Annotated in this window: 17 protein-coding genes, 1 rRNA gene and 1 pseudogene; 1 reads left to right on the forward strand and 18 read right to left on the reverse strand. The window is 72.8% G+C overall.

The window, feature by feature from the left end; translation table 11 throughout:
• Positions 1–857: 857 nt before the first annotated feature.
• The 13 genes and pseudogenes from JIG36_RS50515 to JIG36_RS50575 all read right to left on the reverse strand — a co-directional run.
• Positions 858–1,451 (reverse strand): NUDIX domain-containing protein, encoded by a 594-nt coding sequence (locus JIG36_RS50515; RefSeq protein WP_307873250.1) that lies wholly within the window; start codon positions 1,449–1,451, stop codon positions 858–860.
• Positions 1,448–3,127, reverse strand: a complete 1,680-nt coding sequence (gene pyrG, locus JIG36_RS50520; RefSeq protein WP_203384106.1) for a CTP synthase — start codon at positions 3,125–3,127, stop codon at positions 1,448–1,450. The genes JIG36_RS50515 and pyrG overlap by 4 nt, the downstream gene beginning before the upstream one ends.
• 144 nt (positions 3,128–3,271) lie before the next feature.
• On the reverse strand, positions 3,272–5,491 hold the full coding sequence (locus JIG36_RS50525; RefSeq protein WP_307873251.1) for a hypothetical protein: 2,220 nt from the start codon (positions 5,489–5,491) through the stop codon (positions 3,272–3,274).
• A 2-nt stretch (positions 5,492–5,493) separates the two neighbouring features.
• Positions 5,494–6,597, reverse strand: a complete 1,104-nt coding sequence (locus JIG36_RS50530; protein ID WP_203384107.1) for a glycosyltransferase family 4 protein — start codon at positions 6,595–6,597, stop codon at positions 5,494–5,496.
• Positions 6,598–6,611: 14 nt separating this feature from the next.
• Positions 6,612–8,180: a murein biosynthesis integral membrane protein MurJ gene (murJ, locus tag JIG36_RS50535; RefSeq protein ID WP_203384108.1), complete on the reverse strand. Its 1,569-nt coding sequence runs from the start codon at positions 8,178–8,180 to the stop codon at positions 6,612–6,614.
• 91 nt (positions 8,181–8,271) lie between these two features.
• Positions 8,272–9,105, reverse strand: a complete 834-nt coding sequence (locus JIG36_RS50540; RefSeq protein ID WP_203384109.1) for a hypothetical protein — start codon at positions 9,103–9,105, stop codon at positions 8,272–8,274.
• 11 nt (positions 9,106–9,116) lie between these two features.
• Complete coding sequence (locus JIG36_RS50545; RefSeq protein WP_203384110.1) at positions 9,117–10,070, reverse strand: copper transporter; 954 nt, start codon at positions 10,068–10,070, stop codon at positions 9,117–9,119.
• A 16-nt stretch (positions 10,071–10,086) separates the two neighbouring features.
• On the reverse strand, positions 10,087–11,265 hold the full coding sequence (gene steA / locus JIG36_RS50550; protein WP_203384111.1) for a putative cytokinetic ring protein SteA: 1,179 nt from the start codon (positions 11,263–11,265) through the stop codon (positions 10,087–10,089).
• A gap of 246 nt (positions 11,266–11,511) precedes the next feature.
• Positions 11,512–13,242, reverse strand: coding sequence for a DNA repair protein RecN (gene recN, locus JIG36_RS50555; RefSeq protein ID WP_203384112.1), 1,731 nt, complete (start codon positions 13,240–13,242; stop codon positions 11,512–11,514).
• Between the two features lie 54 nt (positions 13,243–13,296).
• Positions 13,297–14,187: an NAD kinase gene (locus JIG36_RS50560; RefSeq protein ID WP_203384113.1), complete on the reverse strand. Its 891-nt coding sequence runs from the start codon at positions 14,185–14,187 to the stop codon at positions 13,297–13,299.
• Positions 14,184–15,044, reverse strand: coding sequence for a TlyA family RNA methyltransferase (locus tag JIG36_RS50565; RefSeq protein ID WP_203384114.1), 861 nt, complete (start codon positions 15,042–15,044; stop codon positions 14,184–14,186). Before JIG36_RS50565 ends, JIG36_RS50560 begins: the two co-directional genes overlap by 4 nt.
• Positions 15,045–15,150: 106 nt before the next feature.
• Complete coding sequence (locus JIG36_RS50570; RefSeq protein WP_203384122.1) at positions 15,151–15,459, reverse strand: hypothetical protein; 309 nt, start codon at positions 15,457–15,459, stop codon at positions 15,151–15,153.
• A 244-nt stretch (positions 15,460–15,703) separates the two neighbouring features.
• A pseudogene (locus JIG36_RS50575) lies at positions 15,704–16,435 on the reverse strand (phasin family protein); the annotation flags it as partial.
• A 107-nt stretch (positions 16,436–16,542) separates the two neighbouring features.
• Between JIG36_RS50575 and JIG36_RS50580 the strand changes: the two are divergent.
• A complete protein-coding gene (locus JIG36_RS50580; protein WP_203384116.1) occupies positions 16,543–16,878 on the forward strand; it encodes an alkyl sulfatase C-terminal domain-containing protein in 336 nt (111 codons plus the stop codon).
• A 35-nt stretch (positions 16,879–16,913) separates the two neighbouring features.
• Here JIG36_RS50580 and JIG36_RS50585 read toward each other — a convergent pair whose 3' ends face one another.
• The 5 genes from JIG36_RS50585 to rrf all read right to left on the reverse strand — a co-directional run bounded on the left by JIG36_RS50585 (position 16,914) and on the right by rrf (position 24,709).
• Positions 16,914–17,543: a flavin reductase family protein gene (locus JIG36_RS50585; protein WP_203384117.1), complete on the reverse strand. Its 630-nt coding sequence runs from the start codon at positions 17,541–17,543 to the stop codon at positions 16,914–16,916.
• 67 nt (positions 17,544–17,610) lie between these two features.
• Positions 17,611–20,340 (reverse strand): ATP-binding protein, encoded by a 2,730-nt coding sequence (locus tag JIG36_RS50590; RefSeq protein ID WP_203384118.1) that lies wholly within the window; start codon positions 20,338–20,340, stop codon positions 17,611–17,613.
• Between the two features lie 253 nt (positions 20,341–20,593).
• Complete coding sequence (locus JIG36_RS50595; protein ID WP_203384119.1) at positions 20,594–21,598, reverse strand: HAD-IIA family hydrolase; 1,005 nt, start codon at positions 21,596–21,598, stop codon at positions 20,594–20,596.
• On the reverse strand, positions 21,595–24,459 hold the full coding sequence (locus JIG36_RS54865) for a tetratricopeptide repeat protein (RefSeq protein WP_438870822.1): 2,865 nt from the start codon (positions 24,457–24,459) through the stop codon (positions 21,595–21,597). Before JIG36_RS54865 ends, JIG36_RS50595 begins: the two co-directional genes overlap by 4 nt.
• A 133-nt stretch (positions 24,460–24,592) precedes the next feature.
• Positions 24,593–24,709, reverse strand: a 5S ribosomal RNA gene (gene rrf, locus JIG36_RS50605).
• Between the last annotated feature and the right edge of the window lie 9 nt (positions 24,710–24,718).

Consider the following 24,718-nt stretch of genomic DNA (forward strand, 5'->3'; position numbering starts at 1 on the left):
AGCCCGCGAGTCGCCACGCCGCCGGCCCCGCGGAGCCCGCGAGTCGCCACGCCGCCGGCCCCGCGGAGCCCGCGAGTCGCCACGCCGCCGGCCCCGCGGAGCCCGCGAGTCGCCACGCCGCCGGCCCGGCCAAGCCCGCGAGCCGGAAACCCCGGCGGGCGGGCGGCGGGTGATCAATAACGGGAACTGACCCGGATCAGCGCGACTGCCTATGGCCTAAAAAGTGTTCCGCGGACTCCCCCGAACGGTCGGAAAGAACGACCTTCAGGCGCGCGGAAGATATCTGAAAAATGCCCTCGGCATCGCCGAAAAGGAGATTGTCGGGAACAGGAACGCGGGAGAACATGATTCCCGTCAGTCCACATTGGTGTTGGTGAGAAGCGTTGCCAGGCAACGGATTCCGTCCTGCGAGAGGGGAAACAGGACACGCCGTAAGGGAAACATCAATGGTGGAATGGCTTTATCGGCGTCCGGCTGGGGGTGTCGCCGATAAAGGCGGTAAGTGCGGGTTCGGTGGCGGCCGGGCCGCGCTTACCCGGGGGGATGACAGCGGCGCGCCGGCCCTGAGGGGAATCGGGGCCGGCGCGCCGGTCTGTCAGATCGCGAGAAGCAAGCTCAGCCGCGAGAAGGCCGAGCCCGCGAGAGAAGCAAGCTCAGCCGCGAGAAGGCCGAGCCCGCGAGAGAAGCAAGCTCAGCCGCGAGAAGGCCGAGCCCGCGAGAGAAGCAAGCTCAGCCGCGAAGCCGAGCCCGCGAGAGAAACACTGCCCGAGGCGAACGAGAAGCCACCCCCGGAAACGAGCCCGTCCGCGACAAGCTCACCCCCGCGAGACGACCTCAGCCCGCGGGGGCAAGCAAGCTCAGATCGCGGCCGTGTCCGCCGGGCGCAACGTGGCCCATCCCTCGTCGCGGGCCCGGGCCGCCGCCAGCAGGCCGCCCACGGCCGCCGCGTTGGTGATCTCGCCGCGGAACACCATGGCCACCGCCTCGTCGAGGTCGATCCAGGCGACCTCGAGGTCGGCCTCCTCGTCCGTGCGTTCGTAGCGCGACTCGTCCGGCACCGCCGTCAGGTCGCGGGCCAGGAAGATGCGGATCGTCTCGTCGGCGAAACCGGGCGAGGTGTAGAGGTCGATCAGCAGGTGGTACTGCGCCGCCCTCAGGTCCGCCTCTTCGGCCAGCTCCCGCGCCGCCGTCAGTTCCAGCGCCTCGCCGGTCACGTCGCGCAGCCCGGCCGGCAGCTCCCACAGGCGCTGCCCCACCGCGTGGCGGTACTGACGGATCAGCACGACCCGTCCGACCTCGTCGAGCGCGACCACACCGACCGCACCCTTGTTCCGCACCAGGTCGCGGTGGGCGGTGCCGCCCGACGACATCGTCACCTCGTCGCTGAGGACGGTGAAGATGGGTCCCTCGTAGCGGACGACCCGGGACTTGACGTCATGCTCAAAAGTCACGACGGGTCCACCGGGAGCTCGTCGGCCGCCGCGTACGAGATGGAAGCCTTGATCAGGCCGTCGAAGAGCGGGTGCGGGCGCGTGGGCCGGCTCTTCAGCTCGGGGTGGGCCTGGGTGGCCACGAAGTACGGGTGGACGGAACGGTCGAGCTCGATGAACTCGACGAGACGCCCGTCCGGCGACGTGCCCGAGAAGACCAGGCCGGCCTCCGAGAGCTTGGCCCGGTAGTCGTTGTTGACCTCGTAGCGGTGGCGGTGCCGCTCGGAGATGTCGGTCGAGCCGTACACCTCGGCCACGATCGAGCCCTCCTGCAGGTCGGCCGGGTAGGCGCCGAGACGCATGGTGCCACCCAGGTCGCCCTTGCCGGCCACGATGTCTTCCTGGTCGGCCATCGTGGAGATCACCGGGTACGGCGCGCGCTCGTCGAACTCGAGCGAGTTGGCGCCGGCCATGCCGGCCAAGTGGCGGGCGGCGTCGATGGTCATGCACTGCAGGCCGAGGCAGATGCCGAGGATCGGGATCTGGTTCTCCCGGGCGTACCGGGAAGTGTTGATCTTGCCTTCGATGCCGCGGACGCCGAACCCGCCGGGGATCACGATGCCGTCGGCGCCCTTGAGGGCCGCCGCCGCACCGGCCGTGGTCTCGCAGTCGTCGCTCGGCACCCAGCGGATCTGGATCTTGACGTTGTTGGCGAAGCCGGCGGCCCGGATGGCCTCGCTGACCGACAGGTAGGCGTCGGGCAGGTCGACGTACTTGCCGACCAGCGCGATGGTGATGGTCCGCTTCGGGTGGTGCACGCGCTGCAGCAGGTCGTCCCACTGTGTCCAGTTGACGTCGCGGAAAGACAGACCCAGACGCCGTACGACGTAAGCGTCGAGCCCCTCGTCGTGCAGCACCTTGGGGATGTCGTAGATGCTGGGCGCGTCGGGCGCCGCCACCACGGCCTCGCGGTCGACGTCGCAGTAGAGGGCCAGCTTGTGCTTGAGCTTCTCGGGGATCTCGCGGTCGCTGCGGCAGACCAGCGCGTCGGGCTGGATACCGATGTTGCGCAGCGCCGCCACCGAGTGCTGGGTCGGCTTGGTCTTGAGCTCGCCCGAGGGCGCGAGGTAGGGCACCAGCGAGACGTGCAGGTAGAACACCCGGTCACGGCCGACCTCGTGGCGCACCTGACGGATGGCCTCGAGGAAGGGCAGCGACTCCATGTCGCCGACCGTGCCGCCGACCTCGGTGATCACGACGTCGGGCTTGCGGCCGCTCTCGTCGGGCTCGGCCATCGCGAAGATCCGCGACTTGATCTCGTTGGTGATGTGCGGGATGACCTGGACGGTGTCGCCCAGGTATTCACCGCGCCGCTCGCGGGCGATGACGGCCGAATAGACCTGGCCGGTGGTGACGTTCGCCTTGCCGGACAGCGCCCGGTCGAGGAACCGCTCGTAGTGGCCGACGTCGAGGTCGGTCTCGGCGCCGTCCTCGGTGACGAAGACCTCGCCGTGCTGGAACGGGTTCATCGTTCCGGGGTCGACGTTCAGGTACGGGTCGAGCTTCTGCATGACGACCCGGAGCCCGCGCGCGGTCAGAAGGTTGCCGAGGCTGGAGGCGGTGAGGCCCTTGCCCAGCGAGGAGGCGACGCCCCCGGTGACGAAGATGTGCCGCGTGTCGCGCACTGTAGAGGCCAAGGCCTTGCTCCCGTGGTCGTCTGTTTAACCGACGTGCGAACCGGGTCTCTAAGAAGCCCCATCCACGGGAGTCCACCGTAACACCTACGCGGTCTCCCCCACGGTTCGGGCTGGTGGCGACGCGTGTCCCCGAATCTGCCGGGTTCAAACCCGGCCGGTCAAAGACGGATCTTCACGCATCAAAGGCCCACCCGGCCCGTCCGTCTCCCCCTCGGGACGGGTCCGGTCGGCGGCATGCAGCAACACCCGGAGAGCGGTCAGCACGGCGGTGGGCACCGCGGTCGCGGCCGCCGCTCCGGCCACGGTCAGCGCCGAGCCGTTGAGCACCCCGGCGATCAGCGTGGCCACCGTGATCCCGGCCCCGGCCGCCCGCAGCGCCGGGTGCAGCCCGAAGAGCCGGTTGAGACCGCCCCACGGCGAGAACTGGCAGAAGGCCAGCATCAGCACCCCGGCCACGGCCAGGATCGTCAGCGGGCTGTCGAGCAGGGCCTGCCCGTTGGCGGCGGCGTTGCGTTGCATGGCCGGGCCGGCGGTGCCGTTCAGCAGCTCGGTCAGAACCCGGCCGAGGATGCTCTGGTCGGTGGCGGGCCGGCGCATGTCGAGCAGCGCGAACCCGATCGTGAGGCCCAGCCCGGCCAGCGCCGCCCAGGCGAACCGCGGGAAGGTCAGCCAGCCGCCGGTGGTGATCGCGGCCGCCACGCAGACCCCGGCGGTCACCGCGATCGCACCCACCGGGTCGGCGCCGAGATAGGGGCTGCCGACCATGACCACGCCGATGCCGCCGAGGATGACGACCACGACCGGGCGCCACTGCCTGGTGATCCATTGGGCCAGCGAGCCGGCCAGCACGAGCAGGCCGGCCACGAAGACGCCGAGGCCGACCCCGCCCACGCCCGCGTAGCGGCCGCCGTGCACCGCCGAATAGCCGGCGACGCCGTTGAGCTGCAACTGGGCGCCGGTGAGGAGGTCGAAGCCGACGACCACGGCGGCGATGCCGGCCGCGGCGCCCAGCGGCCAGAGCCGGCGGCGGTAGCGCGGGGCGAACCGGACGAACGCGGTGCCGACCGCGATGAACACCCCCGTGACGGTGCCGAAGACCCAGGCCGGGTGGGAGTTGCGCCACCACGGGGTGGCATCGGCCAGCAAGGCGGCCGGGATGGCCAGGGCACCCGCGATCAGCGCGAGTTCCAGCACGGCGACGACCCGGCCCGGCGGCAGGGACGGGCCGCGGGGGCCGGTGTGCCGGCGGGCGCGCACCAGCACCGGGATGGCCAGCAGGAACAGCAGGATCTGCAGACCGGCCAGCACCGTGAAGAAGATCTCGGCGACCGCGTTCTGGGCAACCGAGCGCTGGTCGGCGTTGTGCACACCCAGCATCGCCTCGGAGACGTCGGCCGGTCTCTCCTCGACCACGGTCACGCTACGCCCGGCGAACAGCTTCTCGGGTGAGGGTTTGCCGAGCGCGGTCAGCACCGTCGGCGCGAGGTCGATCAGCTGGAGGTAGCCCTCACGACCGGTGCCGGCCGAGGTGAGCCAGCCGCCGTTCCAGCCCTCGCCCTCGGCGATCGCCACGTGCAGGCGGTTGGAGCGTTCGGTGTCGGAGACGCCGGCGACGATCAGCAGCGAGCGTTGCGGACGGGCGGCGACGACCCGGGCCAGGGTCGCGTCGGCCGCCTGCACCTGCTGGCGCCGCTGCTCGCCGGTGCCGGTCACCGCGCCCAGGTCGATGATGCTCAGGTTGCACTCGGACAGCAGGCCGCGGGTGTCGGCGGGCAGCGACGGCTTGTACTTGTCGACACGGCCGAACGGACGGGCGGCCGCCATCGCCGCTCCCGGCCCGAACGCGTACGTGCAGCGCACCGACTCGGCCAGGGCGCCGGGCACCGCCCCGTACGGGAGAAGGTCCTGGTTGTTCTGCACCACCGAGCGCTGTTCGGTGAGGTTGGCGCCGATGTCGTCGGGCTGCGTGATCGCCGGTTCCGCGGGCTCGCAGACGCTGCCCGTCGTGTGCCGGGGCCACGCCGCGTAGTTGCCGGCGCCGAGCGTCAGCCACCCGTCCGAGGGGCAGGTCACCCGCATCGCCGAGCGCACCGACAGCCAGCCGATCGAGCCCTTGGTCGCCTCCGCCCACAGGGTCGGCGTGCGCTGCGGATCGAGGTCGTCCCAGCGCAGCCCGGCCGAGCCCGCCATGATCACGTAGTCGGCGCTGCCGGGGTTGGTGTCACTGTCCGGGCGGATCGCCAGCCCGGCCAGGCTCGCCACCGCCACCAGCGCGACCACCAGATAGGGAATCCAGCGCGCGACACCCCGGCCGGCGGGTGTCGACGGCCTGCGGACCCGGCGCAACCGGTCGAGAGACTTCACGATCAAGAGCCGGTCACTTCCCCGTACGCGGTCAGCACGTCAGCCACCGTGTCGGACTCGGTCGGCCAGGTCGCGGCCTGCTCGGGGCCCCGGGCGGCGTAGTCGGCGCGCAGGGCCGGGTCGTCGAGCATCGCCCGCACCGCGTTGTCGAGCGCGTCCACGTCGTCGGGCGGGATCAGCATCGCCGCGTCACCGACCAGGCCCGGCAACCCGCCCACGGCCGTGCTGATCAGCGGCACCCCGGCTTCCAGGGCCTCCTGGGCGAAGAGCTGCCGCGCCTCCCAGTCGCTGGTGATCACCGCCAGGTCGGCGCCGAGCAGCAGGTCGGCCACGTCGTTGCGACGGCCGAGCAGGTGGAACGGCGCGTGCTTCTGCGAGGCCAGCTGGGCCAGGAACATGTAGCTGGGACCGGATCCGGCCACCACGACCACCGGGGCCGGGTCGAGGTCGCGCCACCGGGCCGAGGCGTCGACGAGCAGGTCGTAACGCTTCTGCGGGTGCAGACGGCCGACCGAGAGGATCAGCGGGGTCTGCGACGGCAGGCGGAATTCGGCCCGTACGGCGCTCCGGGTGCGCTTCGGCGTGGGAAGGGTGGGCGCGGCGACGGCCCCGAGGCGGGCGTTGCGGGCGCCCAGCGCGGTCGCCCGCTCGACGAGGTCTTCGGAGGCGCCCAGGGTGAGGGTGGCGCTGCGGGCGACGACCCGCTCGACCAGGGCCGACGCCTGACCACGCAGGCCCTTGCGGCTCAGCACGGCGTTGTGCCAGGTGACCACCAGCGGCGCCCCCGAGCGGGCGAGCTGGGCCACGAACCCGGCCCGGAACCCGTGGGCGTGCACCACGTCGGGGTGCCGGGCGGCCAGGGCGTTGCGCAGCTGGCGGACGGCGCCGGCGTCCTGCGGGCCGGGGGTGGCCGGGATCTCGACCGGCACGAAGGTGGCGCCGGCGGCGGCGAAGCCGAACAGCTCGTCGGTGGCGGCCGGGCCGCAGACCATCACGTCGCAGCCGGCCGCGACCAGGCCGCGGGCCAGGGAGGCGACGTGCTGGCCGACCCCGCCGGTGCTGGACGCCAGCACCAGAGCCACCGAACCACGCCAGTCGTCACCCACGTGAAGAACCCCTTCTAGGTCGCGCGGCGCCGCAGCCGGCGGGTCAGCGGTGCCAGGTCGTGCCGCGCGAGCGGGAGGACCACGGCCGCGAAGACCGCCAGCACGGCGAGCCCACCCAATATGCCTTGCACGATGCTGCCGAGAACCTGGGGGGTCGGGCCGAACAAGCCGCCCAGACCGACGACCGCGCCCCAGCCGGCGAGCGCGGCGAGGCCGGTGGCGACGACCGTGACCAGCGTGGTGCGGCCCAGACCAGCGAGCGCGGCCGGTCCGGCGTGCCGGCGCACGGCCAGCACCAGCAAGAGTCCGATGACCGACATCCCGAGACTGTTGGCCAGGCCGAGCCCGAACACCAGGCGGTCCTCCCCCAGCCCGATCAGGCTCAGGGCGGAACCGGCGGCCACGATCCAGCCGACGGCGGTCGAGAAGGCGGCCGCGGCCGTCGCCCCGCGGGCATAGAGCGCGCGGGACAGCAGTGCGAACAGCGCGTAGCCCAGCAGGCCCGGCGCGAACCCGACGATGCCCGATGAGGCCGGGGTCGCGTCGATCAGATAGGCGGCCGGACCGGCGACGGCGATCAGGGCGGCCACGCCGAGGCCCGACAGCAGCATCACCGAGCGGGCGGTGCCAGACAGAGCTTTCCCGTACGCGGTCTCGTCGCCCTGGCTCACGGAAGCCGACAGCGTGGGATAGACGGCGGTCGCCAGCGGCACGGCCAGCACCGCCCAGGGCAGCAGGAAGATGGTCTGGGCGGCGTTGTAGAGCGTCAGCCCCTCACCGGTCGCCAGCCCGATCGCCACGATCGTCATGAGCTGCTGGGAACCGACGGTCACGGCGCCCGCCCAGCCGAGCCGAACCGCCCGGCGGCCCTCGTCGCCGGGGAACCGCAGGGCCGGCCGCAGGCGCAGCCGCAGCTTGCGCAGCGGGATGAACAGGCAGAGCGCGAGGACGACGACCCCGCAGGTGGTACCGACCGACAGAAACAGCTCGCCGGTGCGGGTCAGCCCGGCGAAGTCGGTCTTGGCGCCGTCCACCGCCGCGTAGGACAGATAGGCCGCCATCACGGTGACGCTGGACAGCAGCGGGGCGATCACCGGCCAGGCGAACCGGTGATGGGCCTGCAGCACACCGGTGAGCACGATCCCGATCCCGTACAGGGGAAGCTGGGGTGCGAAGACCCGCAGCATGCTCGCCGCCGTTTCCTGATGCTCGGCCGTCACCCGGGGCAGCAGACCGGCGATCGGGCCCGCCAGCAGGGCGACCAGCACGGCCATCGGCACCAGCAGCAGGAGAACCCAGGTGAGCAGCGCCGAGGAGACCGCGCTGACCCGCTCCCGATCACCGGCCGCCACGGCGCCCGCCAGCAACGGCACCACCAGGCTGGCCAGGGCACCACCGGCGACCAGCTCGAAGACGATGTTCGGGATGGTGTTGGCGGCGTTGTAGATGTCGCCCAGGTTCTCGTGGCCGACCGTGTGCAGGAAGACGAAGGTGCGCCCGAACCCGGCGATGCGCGCCAGCACCGTCAGCACGGTGATCAGGGCGGCCGCCCCGGCGATCTTCGCCGCGGGCGCCTTGGTCAAGCCGGGCCCCTGCGAGCGTGCCCCTCTGGCGCTGCGACCCAGCCCGCTGCGACCCAGCCCGCCGCGACCCAGCCCGCCGCGGTGCCGGCGCTCATGCCGGGCCCCGGCGGCCCAGCTCGTCGACGCGGCGCAGCCACGGCGTGTCCTGGATGACCTTGGTGAAGCTGACCTTCTCGCTGGCCGCGGTCAGCGCGCCCAGCACGGTCAGCGCCGCCAGCCGCCCACCCGGCCCGCTGCGCGCCACCAGCGCGACACCGAGCAGCGCGCCCAGCGCGTTGGCCCCGGAGTCGCCCAGCATGATCTCTTCGCCGAGGTCGTCGGGCAGCAGCGCCGCCGAGGCGCCCAGCGTGCCCGCCGCGACCCCGCCGCCGCGCCCCACGACCAGCGGCGCTCCCACGATCGCGCCCGCCTTGATCGCCCGGCCGGGGCGCAGGTCGAGCAGGTTGACCAGGTTGGCCATCCCGGCGATGACGCCCGCGCCGAGCAGCACGTCGGTGGCCCGACCGGCCCGGCTCGACCGGTTGCTGCCGATCAGCGCGCTGGCCACGAATCCGGCCGCCCCGACCCCGGCGATCTTCACCAGGCCGCTGGTGACCCGGCCCTCGCGCAGCGCGCCCAGGTGGCCGGCGAAACCCTTGGCCGTCTTCTGCTCGGGGCGGTTGCCGACGATGTCGTCATAGAGGCCGACCGCGCCCGACACCGCACCCGCGGTGACCGCCGCGGCGGCCAGCCGGGCGTCACGGGCGCCGAGCGCGGCCGCCGTGGTCGCGCCGGCGGCGAGCGCCGGACCACCCGCCAGGGTGACCGTGCGGCCGTGGAAGTTGGTGCGCTCGAGGGCGGCGGCGCGCTGGTCGCGACGGATCCAGGCGAGGGTGGCGCGGGCGACGGCCGCGCCGACGCCGGCCGACCGGAGGACAGAAGCCATGGCTGCGAAGTCTAGGAGGAGGCCTTGGGAACGAACGACGCCGCCCCGGCGGCCAGACCGTACTGGCCGACCTTGTCGTCGACCACCCGCTCGATCGTGGCCATCGCGGCCGCGACCTGGCCGTCGGCGGTGCTCGCGTTGTCCACCGTGGAGATGTCCTTGACCAGGGTCGGATCGCCGCGCACGGCCGAGATCAGGTTGCCCTCGCCGACACCGACCCCGGCCACCACCAGCGGCCGGTTCTTGCTGACCTCGCCGGCCATGTAGACCAGCGACTGGGCCTTCTTGGCGGCGTCCTTGTCGACGGCCGGCGCCCCGGTGACCATCACAGTGGCCTCGGCGCCGCCCACGGCGTCGTCGTCGACCGCGATGTAGCTGGCCTTGGTGTAGGCCGTCAGCACCGCCGTCACGTCACCGGCCGAGGGCTGCGTGACCGGGGCGCCGCCCGCGGGCGAGGTGCGCGAGAGCAGCGCCATGGCGAGCTGGGCGCTGGCCGTCTCGACGCCGTTGCTGTTCAGCGGCAGGTCGGCCGTGCCGATCGTGGGCTGCGACGACTCGCTGGCCAGGTCGAGCAGCTCGAACTCGACGGCCGGGTCGAAGAACTTGTCCTGCACCGTGACCTTGGCCGTGATCGTCGCGCCGGCGATCGTCAGCATCTGGATCACCTTGTCGGCGTACTGGTCGGTGCCGGGCAGCGCCAGCACGGCCAGCTTGCGGCCGGCCAGCTTGCCGTTGAGCACCGTCGGCGCGATCTCGGTGGCGAAGTCCTGACTGCGGTTGATCTCTTCGCGGTACTGGTTGATCTCGTCGCGCTTGTTGGACAGGTCCTTGTTGAGCGCGGTGATCTGACTCTTGAGGTTGTCGGCCACCGGACCGTTGAGGGCGGCCGTGCCCACGACCAGCCCGATGGCCAGCGCGAGGAAGACCGCGGTGAGCGACACCACGTGGTACCGGAAGTTGATCACGACGAAAGCCCCGTAGTCAGAAAAGATGGCCGAGCTGGAAGACCAGATTGTCCCACCACTCGGAAACCACGGTCAGGTACGCCTTCCCGACCGTCGACACGGCCACGGCCGACGCCATCGCCGCGGTCGCCGACAGCACGAGCAGCAGCAGGGCCGAGCCGGAGATGTTCTGCTTGTAGAGCCGGCTCACGCCCTTGGCGTCGACCAGCTTGCCGCCGACCTTGAGCCGGGTCAGGAACGTCGACGCCATGCCGCCGCGCCCCTTGTCGAGGAACTCGACCAGGTTGGCATGCGTGCCCACGGCCACGATCAGGGTGGCGCCCTTGTCGTCGGCCAGCAGCATCGCCAGGTCTTCGCTGGTGGCCGCGGCCGGGAAGGTCAGCGCGGACACGTCGAGCTTGTGCACCCGCTCGAGGCCGGGCGCGCGGCCGTCGGGATAGGCGTGCACGACCACCTCGGCCCCGCAGCGCAGCACGTCGTCGGTGACCGAGTCCATGTCTCCGATGATCATGTCGGGGGTGTAGCCGGACTCGACCAGTGCGTCGGCGCCGCCGTCGACGCCGATCAGCACCGGCTTGTACTCGTGGATGTAGGGCCGCAGGACGTCGAGGTCGTCCTTGTAGTCGTAGCCCCGCACCACGATCAGCACGTGCCGGCCGGCGATGTGGGTGCGCACGTCGGGCACGCCGACGCCGTCGAGCAGCAGCTCCCGCTCCTGCTTCAGATAGTCCATGGTGTTCGCGGCGAACGCCTCGAGCTGCACCGACAGGCCCTCGCGGGCGTCGGCCATCGAGCGGGCCACGGTCTCGACATCCTGCCGGACGCCGGAGGCGACCGCCTCGCCGTCGAGCAGCACGGTGTCACCCTCGACGACCACCGAGACACCCTCGTGCAGCCGCTCGAAGATCTCCTCACCGAAATCGTCGATGAGGACGATGCCGTTCTTGATTAGCACCTCGGGGCCCAGGTTGGGGTAGCGGCCCGAGATCGACGGCTTCGCGTTGAGCACGGCCGCGACCCCGACCGCGACGAGCGCGTCGGCGGCCACCCGGTCGATGTCCACGTGGTCGATCACGGCGATGTCGCCGGGACGCAGGCGGCCGGTCAGGCGCTTGGTGCGGCGGTCGAGGCGCGCGGTGCCGGCGAGGGCATCGGGATCGGTGCTCCGCGCGCGGCGCAAGGTGGGAAGTCGCATCACGGCCATCCTGACATGCCGGATCACACGCCTGGCACGCGACACGAGCGATCTCACCCACTAAGGGGCATTTGCCCCGCTAGTTCCTTCCAGTCATGGTGCCATGACCGAACGCCCTGCTCAGGCCCTTTCCCGCGGCCTGTTCGGGCCCTTCTCCGCGCAGTGCGCAGTCCCTTTCCCCGCTTCTCCCCGCGTCATGCTCAGGCCCTTCCCTGCTGCATGCTCAGGCCCTTTCCTGCGGCCTGCTCAGGCCCTCTTCTCGCGGCCCGCGACCGCCAGCAACTCCTCCGCGTGCGCGATGCCCAGATCGGAGTCGGGCAGCCCGGCCAGCATGCGGGACAGCTCCCGCGCGCGCTCGGTCTCCTCCACTATGCGCACCCCGCTGGTGGTGATCGCGCCGCCGGTGTCCTTGGCGACGACCAGGTGCCGGTCGGCGAACGCGGCCACCTGCGGCAGGTGGGTCACCACGAGCACCTGATGGGTGCGCGCGAGCCGGGCCAGCCGCTTGCCGATCTCGACCGCGGCCGTGCCGCCGACACCGGCGTCGACCTCGTCGAACACCAGCGTCTCGGGGCCGCCGGCACCGGCGAAGACCACCTCGATGGCCAGCATCACCCGGGACAGCTCACCGCCGGAGGCGCCCTTCTGCAGCGGCAGCGACGGCGCACCGGGGTGGGCCAGCAGGCGCAGCTCCACCTCGTCGGCGCCGTCGGGGCCCATCGCCGGCTCGTCCTTGGCGGCTGTGCGCGGCACCACGGCGACCTCGACGCGGGCGTGCGGCATGGCCAGACCCGCGAGCTCGACGCTGACCGCCTCGCTGAACCGGCCCGCGGCCTCGGTGCGCGCCTCGGTGAGCCGGGCCGACAGCTCGGTCACCTGGGCCTCGAGACGCTGACGTTCCTTGTCGAGCTCGTCGAGCAGCTCGTCGGAGGAGTCGAGCGCGGCCAGCTTGGTGCGCGCCTCCTCGGCCCAGACGATGACACCCTCGACGTCGTCGGCGTATTTGCGGGTCAGCGCGCGCAGCTCGGCCCGCCGCTCGTAGATCTGCTCGAGGCGGGCCGGGTCGGCGTCGAGGCTGCCCAGATAGGCCGACAGCTCGGCCGAGACGTCACCGACCAGGGTCGCGGCCTCTTCGATGCGCCCGGCCAGCTCGCCCAGCATCGGGTCGACCGGGGCCTGGGCCTCCAGCGTGCGCCGGGCCGTGCCCAGCAGCTGGGTGGCGTCGGGCGACTCCTCGGTCACCTCGACCCCGCCGGCCAGCGCCTGGGCGGCCAGCGCGGCGGCGACCCGCAGACCCTCGGCGTGTTCTAGGCGCTGCACCTCGTTGCGCAGGTCGTCGTCCTCGCCCGGCTGGGGGTCGACCCGGCTGATCTCGTCGAGGCCCAGCTTGAGCAGGTCGGCCTCTTGCGAACGGGCCCGCGCGTTGCGGCGGCGGTCGGTCAGATCGTCGACCACGGCCCGCCAGCGCCCGTAGGCCTCGCGGTAGCTCTCCAGCAGCTTCTCGTGCTCGGGGCCGGCGAACCGGTCGAGCGCGCCCCGCTGCTCGGCCGGACGCAGCAGGCGCAGCTGGTCGGACTGGCCGTGCACGGCCAGGACCCGCTCGCCCAGGTCGCTGAGCATCGACACCGGCATGCTGCGGCCGCCGACGTGGGCCCGGGACCGGCCCTCGATCGTGACCGTGCGGCTCAGCAGCACCGAGCCGTCGTCGTCGACCTCGCCGCCCGCGTCGGACACCCGGGTCGCCACCTCGTCGGACAGCTTGCCGCCGAGACGCAGCCGGCCCTCGACCACCGCACGGCCCGGGTCGGCGCGCACGCGCCCGGCGTCGGCCCGGCCGCCGAACAGCAGGCCGAGACCGGTCACCACCATGGTCTTCCCGGCACCGGTCTCACCGGTGATCACGTTCATGCCCGCCGTCAGCCGCAGCGTCGTGTCGTCGATGACGCCGAGCCCGGTGATGCGCAGTTCCTCCAGCACACGGCAGACAGTAGTGGTGCCCCCCGACATTTGCCCACCGCGGGTTGCCGTGGTTCACCGCTTGCTGCCGCGCCACCCCTCGACCGGCAGAGCGAACTTCGCCACGAGCACGTCGGTGAATGGCCGCGGTTGCAGGCGGACCAGCCTCACGGGCAACTGGCCGCGCTCAACGGTGACCTTGGCCCCCGGCGGAAGGTCCCAGGTGCGACGGCCGTCACAGCAGAGCACCGCGAACGACGTGTACGGATCCACGGTCAGCGCGAACGACGACGTCGGCGCGGTCACCAGCGGCTTGCTGAACAACGCGTGGGCGCTGATCGGCACCAGCAGCAGCGCCTCGACCTCGGGCCACACCACCGGGCCACCGGCCGAGAACGCGTACGCCGTCGAGCCCGTCGGCGTCGCGCACACCACGCCGTCGCAGCCGTAGCGGGCCAGCGGGCGGCCGTCCACGTCGACCAGCAGCTCGAGCATCTGGGTCCGCTGGCCCTTCTCGACGCTGACCTCGTTGAGCGCCCACGACTCGGCGATCACCCGGCCGCCGTACTCGGCCCGCACGTCCAGCGTCAGGCGCTCGTCCACCTTGTACGAACCGTCGACGACATCCTTGACCGCCTGATCGAGGTGGTCGATCTCGGCCTCGGCCAGGAAGCCGACCTTGCCCAGGTTGATGCCGAGCAGCGGCGCCTTGACCGGGCGGGCCAGCTCGGCGGCCCGCAGGAAGGTGCCGTCGCCGCCCATGGCCAGCACGATCTCGACACCCTCGGCCGCGGCCTGCCCGATCTCGACCGGGGTCACCTCGGGCGGCAGATCGAGATCGGCCACCTCCTCGGCGATGACCCGCACCTCGAAACCGGCGGCCAGCAGGTCGCGCGCCACCGTACGGGCGTGCTGGGTGCTCTGCCGCCGGCCGGTGTGCGTGACCAGCAGGGCCGAGCGCGTCATGTGTCCTCCAAGGGGGCTGCCGTCTGCTCCGGCCCGGCAGAAGCTACCTTGATCGCGGGCCCGGCGGCGACAACTTCTTCGATCTCCGCACGATCGGCGGGCGGCGCGTCCCGGCGGAACCAGACGAAGAACTCGACGTTGCCGCTCGGCCCCGGCAACGGGCTCGCGGTCACCCCGGCCACCCCGAGACCCAGCTCAGCGGCGGCCGACGCGACATCGAGCACGGCTTCGGCCCGCAACGGCCATTCCCGTACGACCCCACCCGCGCCCACCCGTTCCTTGCCGACCTCGAACTGCGGCTTGACCATCAGCGCGAGGTCGCCGTCGGTATCCGTGCAGGCGGCGAGGGCCGGCAGCACCAGGCGCAACGAGATGAACGAGAGATCCGCCACAGTCAGGTCGACGACCCCGCCGATCGTCTCCGGGGTGATCGACCGGACGTTCGTACGCTCGAACACCACCACCCGCTCGTCGGTACGGATGGGCCAGGCCAGCTGGCCGTAACCGACGTCGACCGCGACCACCTGCCGGGCCCCGGCGCGCAGCAGCACGTCGGTGAAGCCCCCGGTCGAGGCCCCGGCGTCGAGGCAGCGCCGGCCCTCGACGGCCAGCCCGCGCGGGCCGAACGCGGCGAGCGCGCCGGCCAGCTTGTGGCCGCCGCGCGACACGTACTCGGTCGCCGGGTCCTCGCCGGTGACGATCACCGGGTCGGCCGGGTCGACCATGGCCGCCACCTTGCGGGCGACCGTGCCGCGCACCTGCACGCGGCCGGCCTCCACGAGCGTGGCGGCCTGCTCCCGCGAGCGGGCCAGCTTGCGCCGCACCAGCTCGGCGTCGAGACGGGCACGACGAGCCATCAGTTCCTCACCGGTCGATGCCCGCCGAGGCCTGCTGTTCTCACCGGCCGATGCTCGCCGGGGTCTGCTGTTCTCACCGGCCGATGCTCGCCAGGGTCTGCTGTTCTCACCGGTCGATGCTCGCCAGGGTCTCCTGGAGAACCTGGTGCGCCGCCTCGTACTCGGCGATCTGCTCGGCCGGAGCGAGGCGGGCCGCGTTGGCCAGCGACCGCAGCACCTCGTCGACGGCCGGGTGCCCGGTCTCCTCGACGATGCGTCCGGTCTCCTCGTCCACCGCGGGCGGCACGGAAACCGTGGCCGGGGCGGCCGGCGCGGCCGGGGGATGCACGGGCGGGCGCGGGACCGGCGGCGGACCCGGCCGGAAACCGCCCGGAGGCGGCCCGGGCCGGAAGTTGCCGGGCGTCGGGTTGGTCATCGCGTCACGACTCCGGGTTCTGCGGCTCGACGAACGCCGGCGAGACGGCCTTCTTGACCGGCGGCAGCTCGGTGGCGGCCGCGGCCTCCTTGACGCCGGCGGTCGGCGCGTCGGCCGTGCCGGCCGGGGTGGCCGGGGTGGCCGGAGCCTTCTTCGCCACCTTCTTGGCCGGAGCCTTCTTCGCGGGAGCCGTGGCCTTCTCCGGCACCGCCTTCTCCGCCGGGGCGGCGGCCTTCTCCGGCACCGCCTTCTTCGCGGGAGCCTTCTTGGCCGGGGCCTTCTTGGCGGGCCGGGCCCCCTGCGCCTCGGCCTGCAGCGTCGCCGGAGCAGCCTTGGCAGTCGCCTTCTGATCCGCCGGGATCACCTCGTCCGGCGGCGGGACGGCCTTGGCCGGAGCCTTCTTCGCGACCGCCTTCTTCGCCACGGCCTTCTTGGCCGGCGGCTGCGCCTTCCCGGCCGGTTCCGCGGACGGCGTGGCGGCCGGTGACGCGACCCGCGACGTGTTCGCGGGCTGGGTGGCCGGGGTGGTGCCGGCCGACGGCATCTTGTTGGGCGCGGCCTTCTTGGCCACCGCCTTCTTCGCAACCTTGCGCGGCAGCGGGGCCGGCTCGTCGAGCCGCGTGCCGCCGGTGCCCTCACTGGGCGCGTCGGCCGCCGTGCCGCCCTGGGCCCGCGACTCCGCCTCACGCAGCTGACGTTCCAGATCCCGTACGCGGGTGGTCAGCTCGGTGACCTCCTCGGCGGTGGCCAGGCCGACCACGCCGAGCGCCTTGTCGACCTCGTAGCGCACGATGTTGGTCAGCGCCTCGCGGTTGGCCATGCCGGCCGACAGCAGGTCGTCGACCAGGCCCTGCAACTGCGCGGCGGTGGCCCCGCCCTTGTTCACCAGCTCGCCCGCCACCTTCTGGGCGCGCTTGCGCGGTGCTTCGGTCAGTCCGAGCGCCATCTCCAGATACGCCCGCCATGCGTCCGGCATGTTCCGCTCCTCTCGCGGCTCGTCGGGTGCCACGCTACCGGTCGGTTCGCCGGAGATCGTGAGGTACGGTGCGGTACGCCGACCGCATGTCGCGAGGAAGGGATCCGATGGCCACCGTGGACGAGTGCCGGCAGGCGCTGCACGACCTTGCCGCCCGGCTCGAGAGGAACGCGGAGACCCGCGGCAAACTCGACTTCGACCGCACCCTGGCGTGCCGCGTTCCCGACCTCGAGACGGCGTTCCACGGGCGGCTCGCCGACGGCCTGCTGACCGGCATCGCCGACGGCGACGACCCCAAGGCCAAGATCGCCCTGATCGCGAACAGCGACGACCTGATCGCCCTGGTCGCCGGCCGCCTCGACGTGACCCGCGCGGTCGGATCGGGCCAGGTGAAGATCAAGGCGAACCCGTTCGACCTGCTCAAGCTGCGCAAGCTCCTCTGACCGGCCGCACCCTCCTCAGGGCGGCCCGCTTGGCGTCACGTTCCGATGTGGCCCAGCGCGGGCATCCGCCAGCCCTCGGCCAGCCGTGACGGGTGCACGTTGACGCCACTGCCGAAGAACTCGCAGAACTTCATGATCAGCGGGTCCCACTTCAGCGGGTCGACGTAGGCGGTGCCCGGCACGACCAGGTCGGCGTCGACGTGGGTGCGCAGAATCTCGATCTCGTACGCGGTAGCGCCGCCCCCACCGAGCCGGTGCGTCCCGGCGACCCGGCCCTCCAACTGGATCGGGCACTCGGCGGCCCGGGGCGGCCCCACAAGATCGGAGGCCTGCTCGGTCAGCCCGCCGAGCGCGAACTTGTCGGCCACGTGCCGGTAACCCTGCGCCGCCTTGCCCTCGGGCACGTCCGGCCGCCCGGTCGTCATCGCGATCCGGTCAACCGCGTCCACCAGCGCCGAGTGCGGCAGGTTGAGCACACATTCCCGCTCGCGCAACAGGTTGCCCGCCGTACGACTGCGGTCGCCCATCCCGATGATCGCGGTCTGGCCCAGCCACCAGGCCGACGACATGGGCGCGAGATTGGCGGTGCCGTCCTCGTTGAGGGTGCTGATGAGCACCACGGGCGTGCCGAAGTAGAGAACCTTGAGTCCGGGTACGACATGCATGCGCCCATGCTCGCCGCCCGTGCCGGCCGAAGCTGGCGGCAATCGGACGTCGCGTCCCGGACCGCCGTCAGGGCAGCTCGGCGGATTCCGGCCGGCCCACCTCAGCGCCCTCCGGCGGTCCCACCTCGGCGCGCAGCTCAGCGGATTCCGGCGGACCCACCTCAGCCCGCACTTCGGCGCCCTCCGGCGTACCTACCTGAACCCGCACCTCGGCGCCCGGAATGCCGACCTCAGCACGCAGCTCAGCGGATTCCGGCGGATCCAGCTCGGCCCGCAGCTCGGCGCCCTCCGGCATGCCCAGCTCGTCGTAGAGCGTGGCCGCGCGTTCCAGATGCTCGCGGGTCGCTCCCCGATCGCCCAGCGCCCGATGCGCCCGCCCGAGACCGGCGTGGGCGCGGGCGTGCTGGTCCGGCATGCCGATCCGCTCGGCCAGCGTGTGCGCGGCCTCGTGCTGGGTGACGGCATCGGCCGCCCGCCCCGACGCCGTGGCCGCCTCGCCCAGCCCGTTGCGCACCCAGGCCTCGCTGTCGGCGTCGCCCAGCTCCCGCACGATGGCCAGCGCCCGCTCCAACTGCTCGGCCGCCCGGCCCGGCTCGCCCATCAGCAGGTGCAGCGAGCCCAGCTCGTCGAGCAGGCTGGCCTCGCCGCCGCGGTTCCGCAGGGCCTGCTGCATAGCGAGCGCCTGGTTCAGGTGCTCACGCGCCGCCGCGTACCGGCCCGCCTTGCCCTCGACCACCCCGAGCCCGTGCAGCGCATAGGCCGTACCGATGTCGTGCCCGGCCCGCCGGCTCAGCTCGAGCGACTGCCCGTAGTGCTCCATGGCCTCGGCATAGTGCCCCAGCCGCTGCTCGATCAGCGCCAGGCCGGCCAGCTGACTCAACTCGCCCGGCAGGTCGCCCGACTCGCGGAAGAACCGCAGGCCCTGCCGGTGCCAGTCGGCCGCGCCGGCGTAGTCCCCCGAGCGTTTCGCGATCAGCCCGAGGTTCGCCATCACCCGCGCCTGCCCCTTCGGGTCACCGGCCGCCTTGAACAGCTCCAGCGCCTGCCGCGAATACTCAGTCGCCGGCTGGTAGCGGCCGAGCCGCATGCACGCGATGCCGAGATTGGCCAGCGCGTGCGCCTCCCCCGCGCTGTTCCCGCTCTGCCGTCCGGCGTGCACGGCGTGGCTCTGCACGGCCAGCGCGTCGGCGTAGTGCCCGCCGTCCAGATAGCGGTAGAGCGTGTTCGCCAGCGCGAGGGCGTGGCCGGACCGGCCCTGGGCGGCCGCGTGCGCGACGACGGCGACCAGGGTGGGACGTTCGGCGTCCAGCCATCCCACGGCCGCCTCCGAGCTTTCCAGGGCGGGCAGCGGGGTGTCCACGGAGGGGATCGGCGCGCGACGGTGGGCCTCGGCCGGATAGACGGCGTGCACGGCGGTGGCCGCGGCGGCCAGGTAGTAGTCGAACAGCCGGGTCAGGGCGGCGTTCCGCTCGGCCGGCCGTTCTTCCTCCTCCGCGCGTACGCCCGCATAGGCCCGCACCAGGTCGTGGAACGTGTAACGCCCGGGCGCGGCCTGCTGCAACAGGTGGTCGGAACACAACTGCTCCAGACCCGTCCGTACGCTCGGCGGGTCGGCGCCGGTCAGAGCCGCCACCGCGTACGCGTCGAGGTCGTGCCCCGGGTGTGAGGCGGCCAGCCGCAGCAGGCGCCGCAGCTCGGCCGGCAGATGCCGGTAGGACAGGTCGAGGGCGAGCTCCACCCCGTTGTCCAGCCGCCGGCCGCGGTGCCGCTCGTCGAGCCGGTCGGCGTGGTCGGTCAGCGTCCAGCCCGGCGTGCCCCGGATGTGCGCGGCGACCAGGCCCAGCGCCAGCGGCAGGTGTCCGCACCGGCGGGCGATCCGGGCCGCCGCCTGCGGGTCCGAGCCGACCGGGACGTCCGGCAGGGCTTCGGAGAGAAACTTCTCGGCCTCGTACGGGCGGAAGACGTCGAGGTTGAGGCGGGTCGACGCGCGCAGGCCGTCGAGGCGGCGCCGGCTCGTGACCAGCGCCAGGCATCCGGAGGTGGCCGGCAGCAGCGGTCGCACCTGTTCGGTCGTGGCCGCGTTGTCCAGCACCAAAAGCGCGCGGGTGCCGGCCAGCCGGTCCCGATAGAGCGCCGTGCGGGCCTCGAGCTCGTGCGGGATCTGCTGTCCCGGCACGCCGAGCAGCCGCAGGAACCCGTCGAGGACGGCGGACGGGTCGGCCGGGGGCTGCGCCGGATCGGGGTGGAACCCGCGCAGATTCACGAACAGCACATGCTCGTACGAGCCGTCGCGGCGCAGCTGATGTCCGACGTGAACGGCCAGCTGGGTCTTGCCGACCCCGGCCATCCCCTCGACCGCCGAGATCACCACGGTGTCGCCGCGCGGGGACACCCGCCGCAGCTCGGCCACCTCCACGCCCCGCCCGGTGAACCCCGGCAGCGGCGGCGGCAGGAAATCCTGCACCCGCACCTGGGCCGCGGCCTCGCTCTCACCGGAGACGACCCGCAGCGCCTGCCGCCACTGCGCGACGTAGCCCTCGTCCGGGTGCAACGCCCGCACGATCGCCAGCACGAGGTCGGTGTTCAGGCGCCGGCGGCCGAGCTTGAAACAGTCGACCAGCGTGGACTTGCGGGTCAGCTCACCACCCGGCCGCCCGGCGGTCATCCACGCGGCGTTCACGCGGGCGGTGATGGCGTCGTACGAGGGATCACCCGCCCACACCTTCAACGACCGCAGCCCCTGGATCAGGTCGTCGAGCGTCCGCGCCCGGCCCGGGTCGGCGGGGTCGCCGGTCATGCGCGTTCCTCGGTGGCGTCGACGTGCTGGATCGTACCGCCGCCCCGCTCGCCCCAGCCCCCACCAACTCGGCGCGAGGCCTCCCCGCGAAACCACCCCAGCCCGCCGCCCCGCCCACCGAACCGGTGCGACACCATTCAGCCCGCCGCCCGGCCCACCGACGTGACGCGACTCCGCGGAACCACCTCAGCCGCCGAACCGGCGCCCGCGGCCCCGCAGTGCTCGGACACGCAGAAGACCCATAGCCGCTGGGTTACAGGCCCCACTCCGCGAGCAGATCGCGGGCCTGCTCGGAGGAACCGCTCAGGCCCGACACCGGCACGCCGTTCCAGGTCGCGCGGCACAGCAGGCGCAGCGCCACGACCGGGTCGCCCTCGCCGTCCAACGTGGCCGTGTCATCGTCGCGGGTCACCCGCCAGCCGCCGGCCTCGTCGGCGTCGAGCGGCACGGTGGCGTCGGCCGCCGGGCGGAACAGGCCGCTCAGGTCGGCCGCGACGAAGGACGGACGGCGTTCCGGTCCGGCCGCCAGCAGGTCGGCCGGACCACTCACGCCGGTCAGCACGAGCAGGCTGTCCATGCCCGCGGTGACCGCACCCTGGATGTCGGTGTCCAGCCGGTCGCCGACGACCAGCGGCCGCTCGGCGTGCGACTGGGACGCGGCCGTGGTGAACAGCCCCGGCTCGGGCTTGCCGACCACCAGGTCGGGTTCGCGGTCGAGCGCGGTGCGCAGCACGGCGACCAGCGACCCGTTGCCCGGCAGCGGCCCGCGCGGGCTCGGCAGCGTCTTGTCCGTGTTGGTGGCCACCCACATCGCGCCGGCCCGCACCGACAGCACGGCCTCGGCCAGCAGACGCCAGCCCACCTCGGGCCCGTAGCCCTGCACCACCGCGACCGGCTTGTCCTCCAGCGTGCTGACCGGGGTCAGACCCGCGTCGACGACCTCGTCGCGCAGCGCGTCGGCCCCCACCACCAGCACGGGCGAACCGGCGGGCAGCTTCTCGCCGAGCACAGCGGCCGAGGCGCCGGCCGAGGTGAGAACCTCGGCCGGCTGCGCCGGAACACCGATGCCGGTGAGCAGGGCGGCGACCTCCGCCGAGCGACGCGACGCGTTGTTCGTCGCGTACGCCACGGCGGTGCCCCGCTCATGCAGCGCACCGATCGCCTCGGGCGCGCCGTCAATCGCGTGATCGATCAGGATGACGACGCCGTCGAGGTCGAAGACGACCAGGTCGTAGCCGCCCGCCAGATCGTCGGTCACTCCGGCTTCCGCTCGCTCACGAACTCGTCGCCGTCCGCCTTGGCGTCCTCAGCCTTGTCAGCTGCGACATCCCCGGCCTCGCCCTTCGCGTCGTCCTTGGCCTTGGCGTCGGCCTTGGCCTCGGCGGCCTCTTCGGCGTCGGCTTCGAGCTCCTCGGCGACGTCCTCGACGGCCACCGGGTCGGTGTTGACGTCGGTGTCCGCCGCCGCGACGGGCTCGTCCCCGTCCAGGTCGTCGTCGTCCTCGTCGTCTTCGTCATCGGCCGAGGCCCGCGGCTCGTTTTCGAGGTCGTCTTCGTCGTCCTCGTCGTCGTAGTCGTCGTCCTCATCGGCCGAGGCCCGCGGCTCGTCGTCCTCGTCCTCGTCGTAGTCGTCGTCCTCGTCGAGGTCGTCGTCCTCGCCGGTCGCGGCCCGCGGCTCGTCGTCGCCGTCGAACTCGCGCTCCTCCTCGTCCGGCGTCGTGCCGCTGCGCTCGTCACCCTCGGCGGGTTCCTGGTCGTCGTCCTCGATCGTCACGCCGTCGAGCTCGAGCAACCGCTCGGCGGCGTCGGTCAGGCCGTCGTCGTCGGCCGTGGCGGCGCGGGTGAACCACTCGCGGGCCTCGTCGCGCCGGCCGGCGGCGAGCAGAGCGTCCGCGTACGCGTACCGCAGCCGTGCCGCCCACTCGGCGTCCTCGTCCCCGGTCAGCTCGCGCACCTGCAGCATCGCCACCGCCGCGTCGTGCTGGCCGAGGTCACCGCGGGCACCGGCCGCCACGATGAGCAGCTCGATCGCGCCGTTCTTGTCCATCTTGTCGATGTCGGCGCCGCGGAACAGGTCGATGGCCCGCTCGGGACGACCCAGCGCGCGCTCGCAGTCGGCCAGCTCGGCCAGGTGCGTCTGCTTGCCGGTCATCCGGTGGTAGGTACGCAGCTCAGCGATCGCGGTCGTCCAGTCCCCCGCCGCGTACGCGGCCAGGCCCACGGCCTCACGCACCACGGCGATGCGGGACGCCAGGCGCCGGGCCGCAACAGCGTGCTGAAGCGCCAGCTCGGCGTCCTCGTCGATGATCTGACCGGCCGCGACCAAGTGACGCGCCACCTTGTCGGCGACGTCGCGGGTCAGCGTCAGCAGCTCGGAGCGGACCTCCTTGTCGAGGTCGCTCGCCTCGATGTCGGCCGGGATCTCCGGAGCCAGGAACGCCGGCTGGTCGTCGCGGCCCCGATCGTCCCGGGCCGGGTGGCCGCGCTCGGCACGGTCGTCACGCACACGCGGCCGGTCGTCCCGGTCGCGGTAGCCACCGTCGCGGGGTCCACGGTCGTCGCGGTTGCGGAAACCACCCTCGCGGGGACCACGGTCGTCCCGGTCGCGGAAACCACCCTCACGCGGGCCACGGTCACCCCGGTAGCCGCCACGGTCCTGGAAGCCGCCCCGGTCGCCACGGTCGTAGCCACCACGGTCACGGTCGCCACCCCGGAACCCGCCCCGGTCACCCTGGGGACGGTCACGGAAGGGCCGGTCACCCTGCGGCCGATCACGGAACCCGCTGCCGCCCCGGTTGCCCGGACGGTCGCCCTGCGGACGGTCCCGAAAGCCGCCACGGTCCTGGAAGCCACCCCGGTCTCGGTCCTGGTAGCCGCCACGGTCGCGGTCGCCGCCCCGGAAGCCACCCGAGCCACCCTGGTAGCTGCCACGCGATCCACCGGCGTCACGGTCGCCCCGGAAGCCACCGCCCTGGGGACGGTCACCCCGGTCGCGGTCGCCACCACGGAAGCCACCCTGGGGACGATCGCCACGGTCCTGGTAACCGCCACGGTCACGGTCGCCGCCCCGGAAGCCACCGCCCTGGGGACGATCGCCCCGGTCACGGTCGCCACCCCGGAACCCGCCCTGCGGACGGTCACCCCGGTCCTGGTAGCCACCCCGGTCACGGTCACCGCCCCGGAACCCGCCCTGCGGACGGTCACCCCGGTCCTGGTAACCGCCCCGGTCACGGTCACCACCGCGGAACCCGCCCTGGGGACGATCGCCACGGTCCTGGTAACCGCCACGGTCACGGTCGCCGCCCCGGAAGCCGCCGCCCTGGGGACGGTCGCCCCGGTCACGGTCGCCACCCCGGAAGCCGCCGCCCTGCGGACGGTCGCTGCGGTAGCCGCCACGGTCTTCGCGGTCGCCGCCCCGGAAACCACCACGGTCTCCGCCCCGGTCACGATCGCCGCCGCGGAAGCCGCCCTGGGGGCGGTCGCCCCGATCCTGGTAGCCACCACGGTCACGGTCACCACCCCGGAACCCGCCCTGGGGACGGTCACCACGGTCCTGATAACCGCCACGGTCACGGTCACCACCACGGAAGCCACCGCCTTGCGGACGGTCACCACGGTCACGGAAGCCGCCACGGTCGCCACCGGAGTAGCCACCCCGGTCGCGGTCGCCGCCCCGGAAGCCGCCCTCACGCGGGCCACGGTCGCCACCGGTCACGCCACGGCTGTCGCCACCCCGGTAACCACCGCCCTGGTAGCCACCACGGTCACGGTCGCCGCCCCGGAAGCCGCCCTGCGAACGGTCGCCGCCGGAGCCACCCTGGTAGCCGCCGCGGTCACGGTCGCGGAAGCCGCCGCCCTGCGGACGGTCACGGAAGCCGCCCCGGTCACGGTCGCCGCCCCGGAAGCCGCCGCGGTCTCCACCACGGTCGCCGCCACGGTCACGATCGCCGCCGCGGTAGCCGCCGGCGGATCCGCCTCGGTCGCGGTCGCCGCCCCGGAAGCCGCCTCGGTCTCCCCGGTCGCCTCGGAAGCCGCCACGGTCCCCGTCGCGATCACGACCGCCTCGGCGCTCGTCGTCGCGGGGGGCGGAGCCGCCCTCGTCCTGGGGTCCAGTAGTCACGGATCAATCCTTCCGGTACGGCCGGCCCTCGGGTTGGCGGGCTTGCCTCAACGTTCAAAAGTACTCGGGGGCAGACATAGAAAAGCAGCCGAGGGCCGACCCCGGTCGGGGTGGCCCTCGGCTGTGACGTTAAGTCCGGCGGCGTCCTACTCTCCCACACCCTCCCGAGTGCAGTACCATCGGCGCTGGAGGGCTTAGCTTCCGGGTTCGGAATGAGACCGGGCGTTTCCCCTCCGCTATGACCACCGAAACAGCTTTC

The sequence above is a fragment of the Paractinoplanes ovalisporus genome (assembly GCF_016834655.1).
Taxonomy (GTDB): Bacteria; Actinomycetota; Actinomycetes; order Mycobacteriales; family Micromonosporaceae; genus Actinoplanes; species Actinoplanes ovalisporus.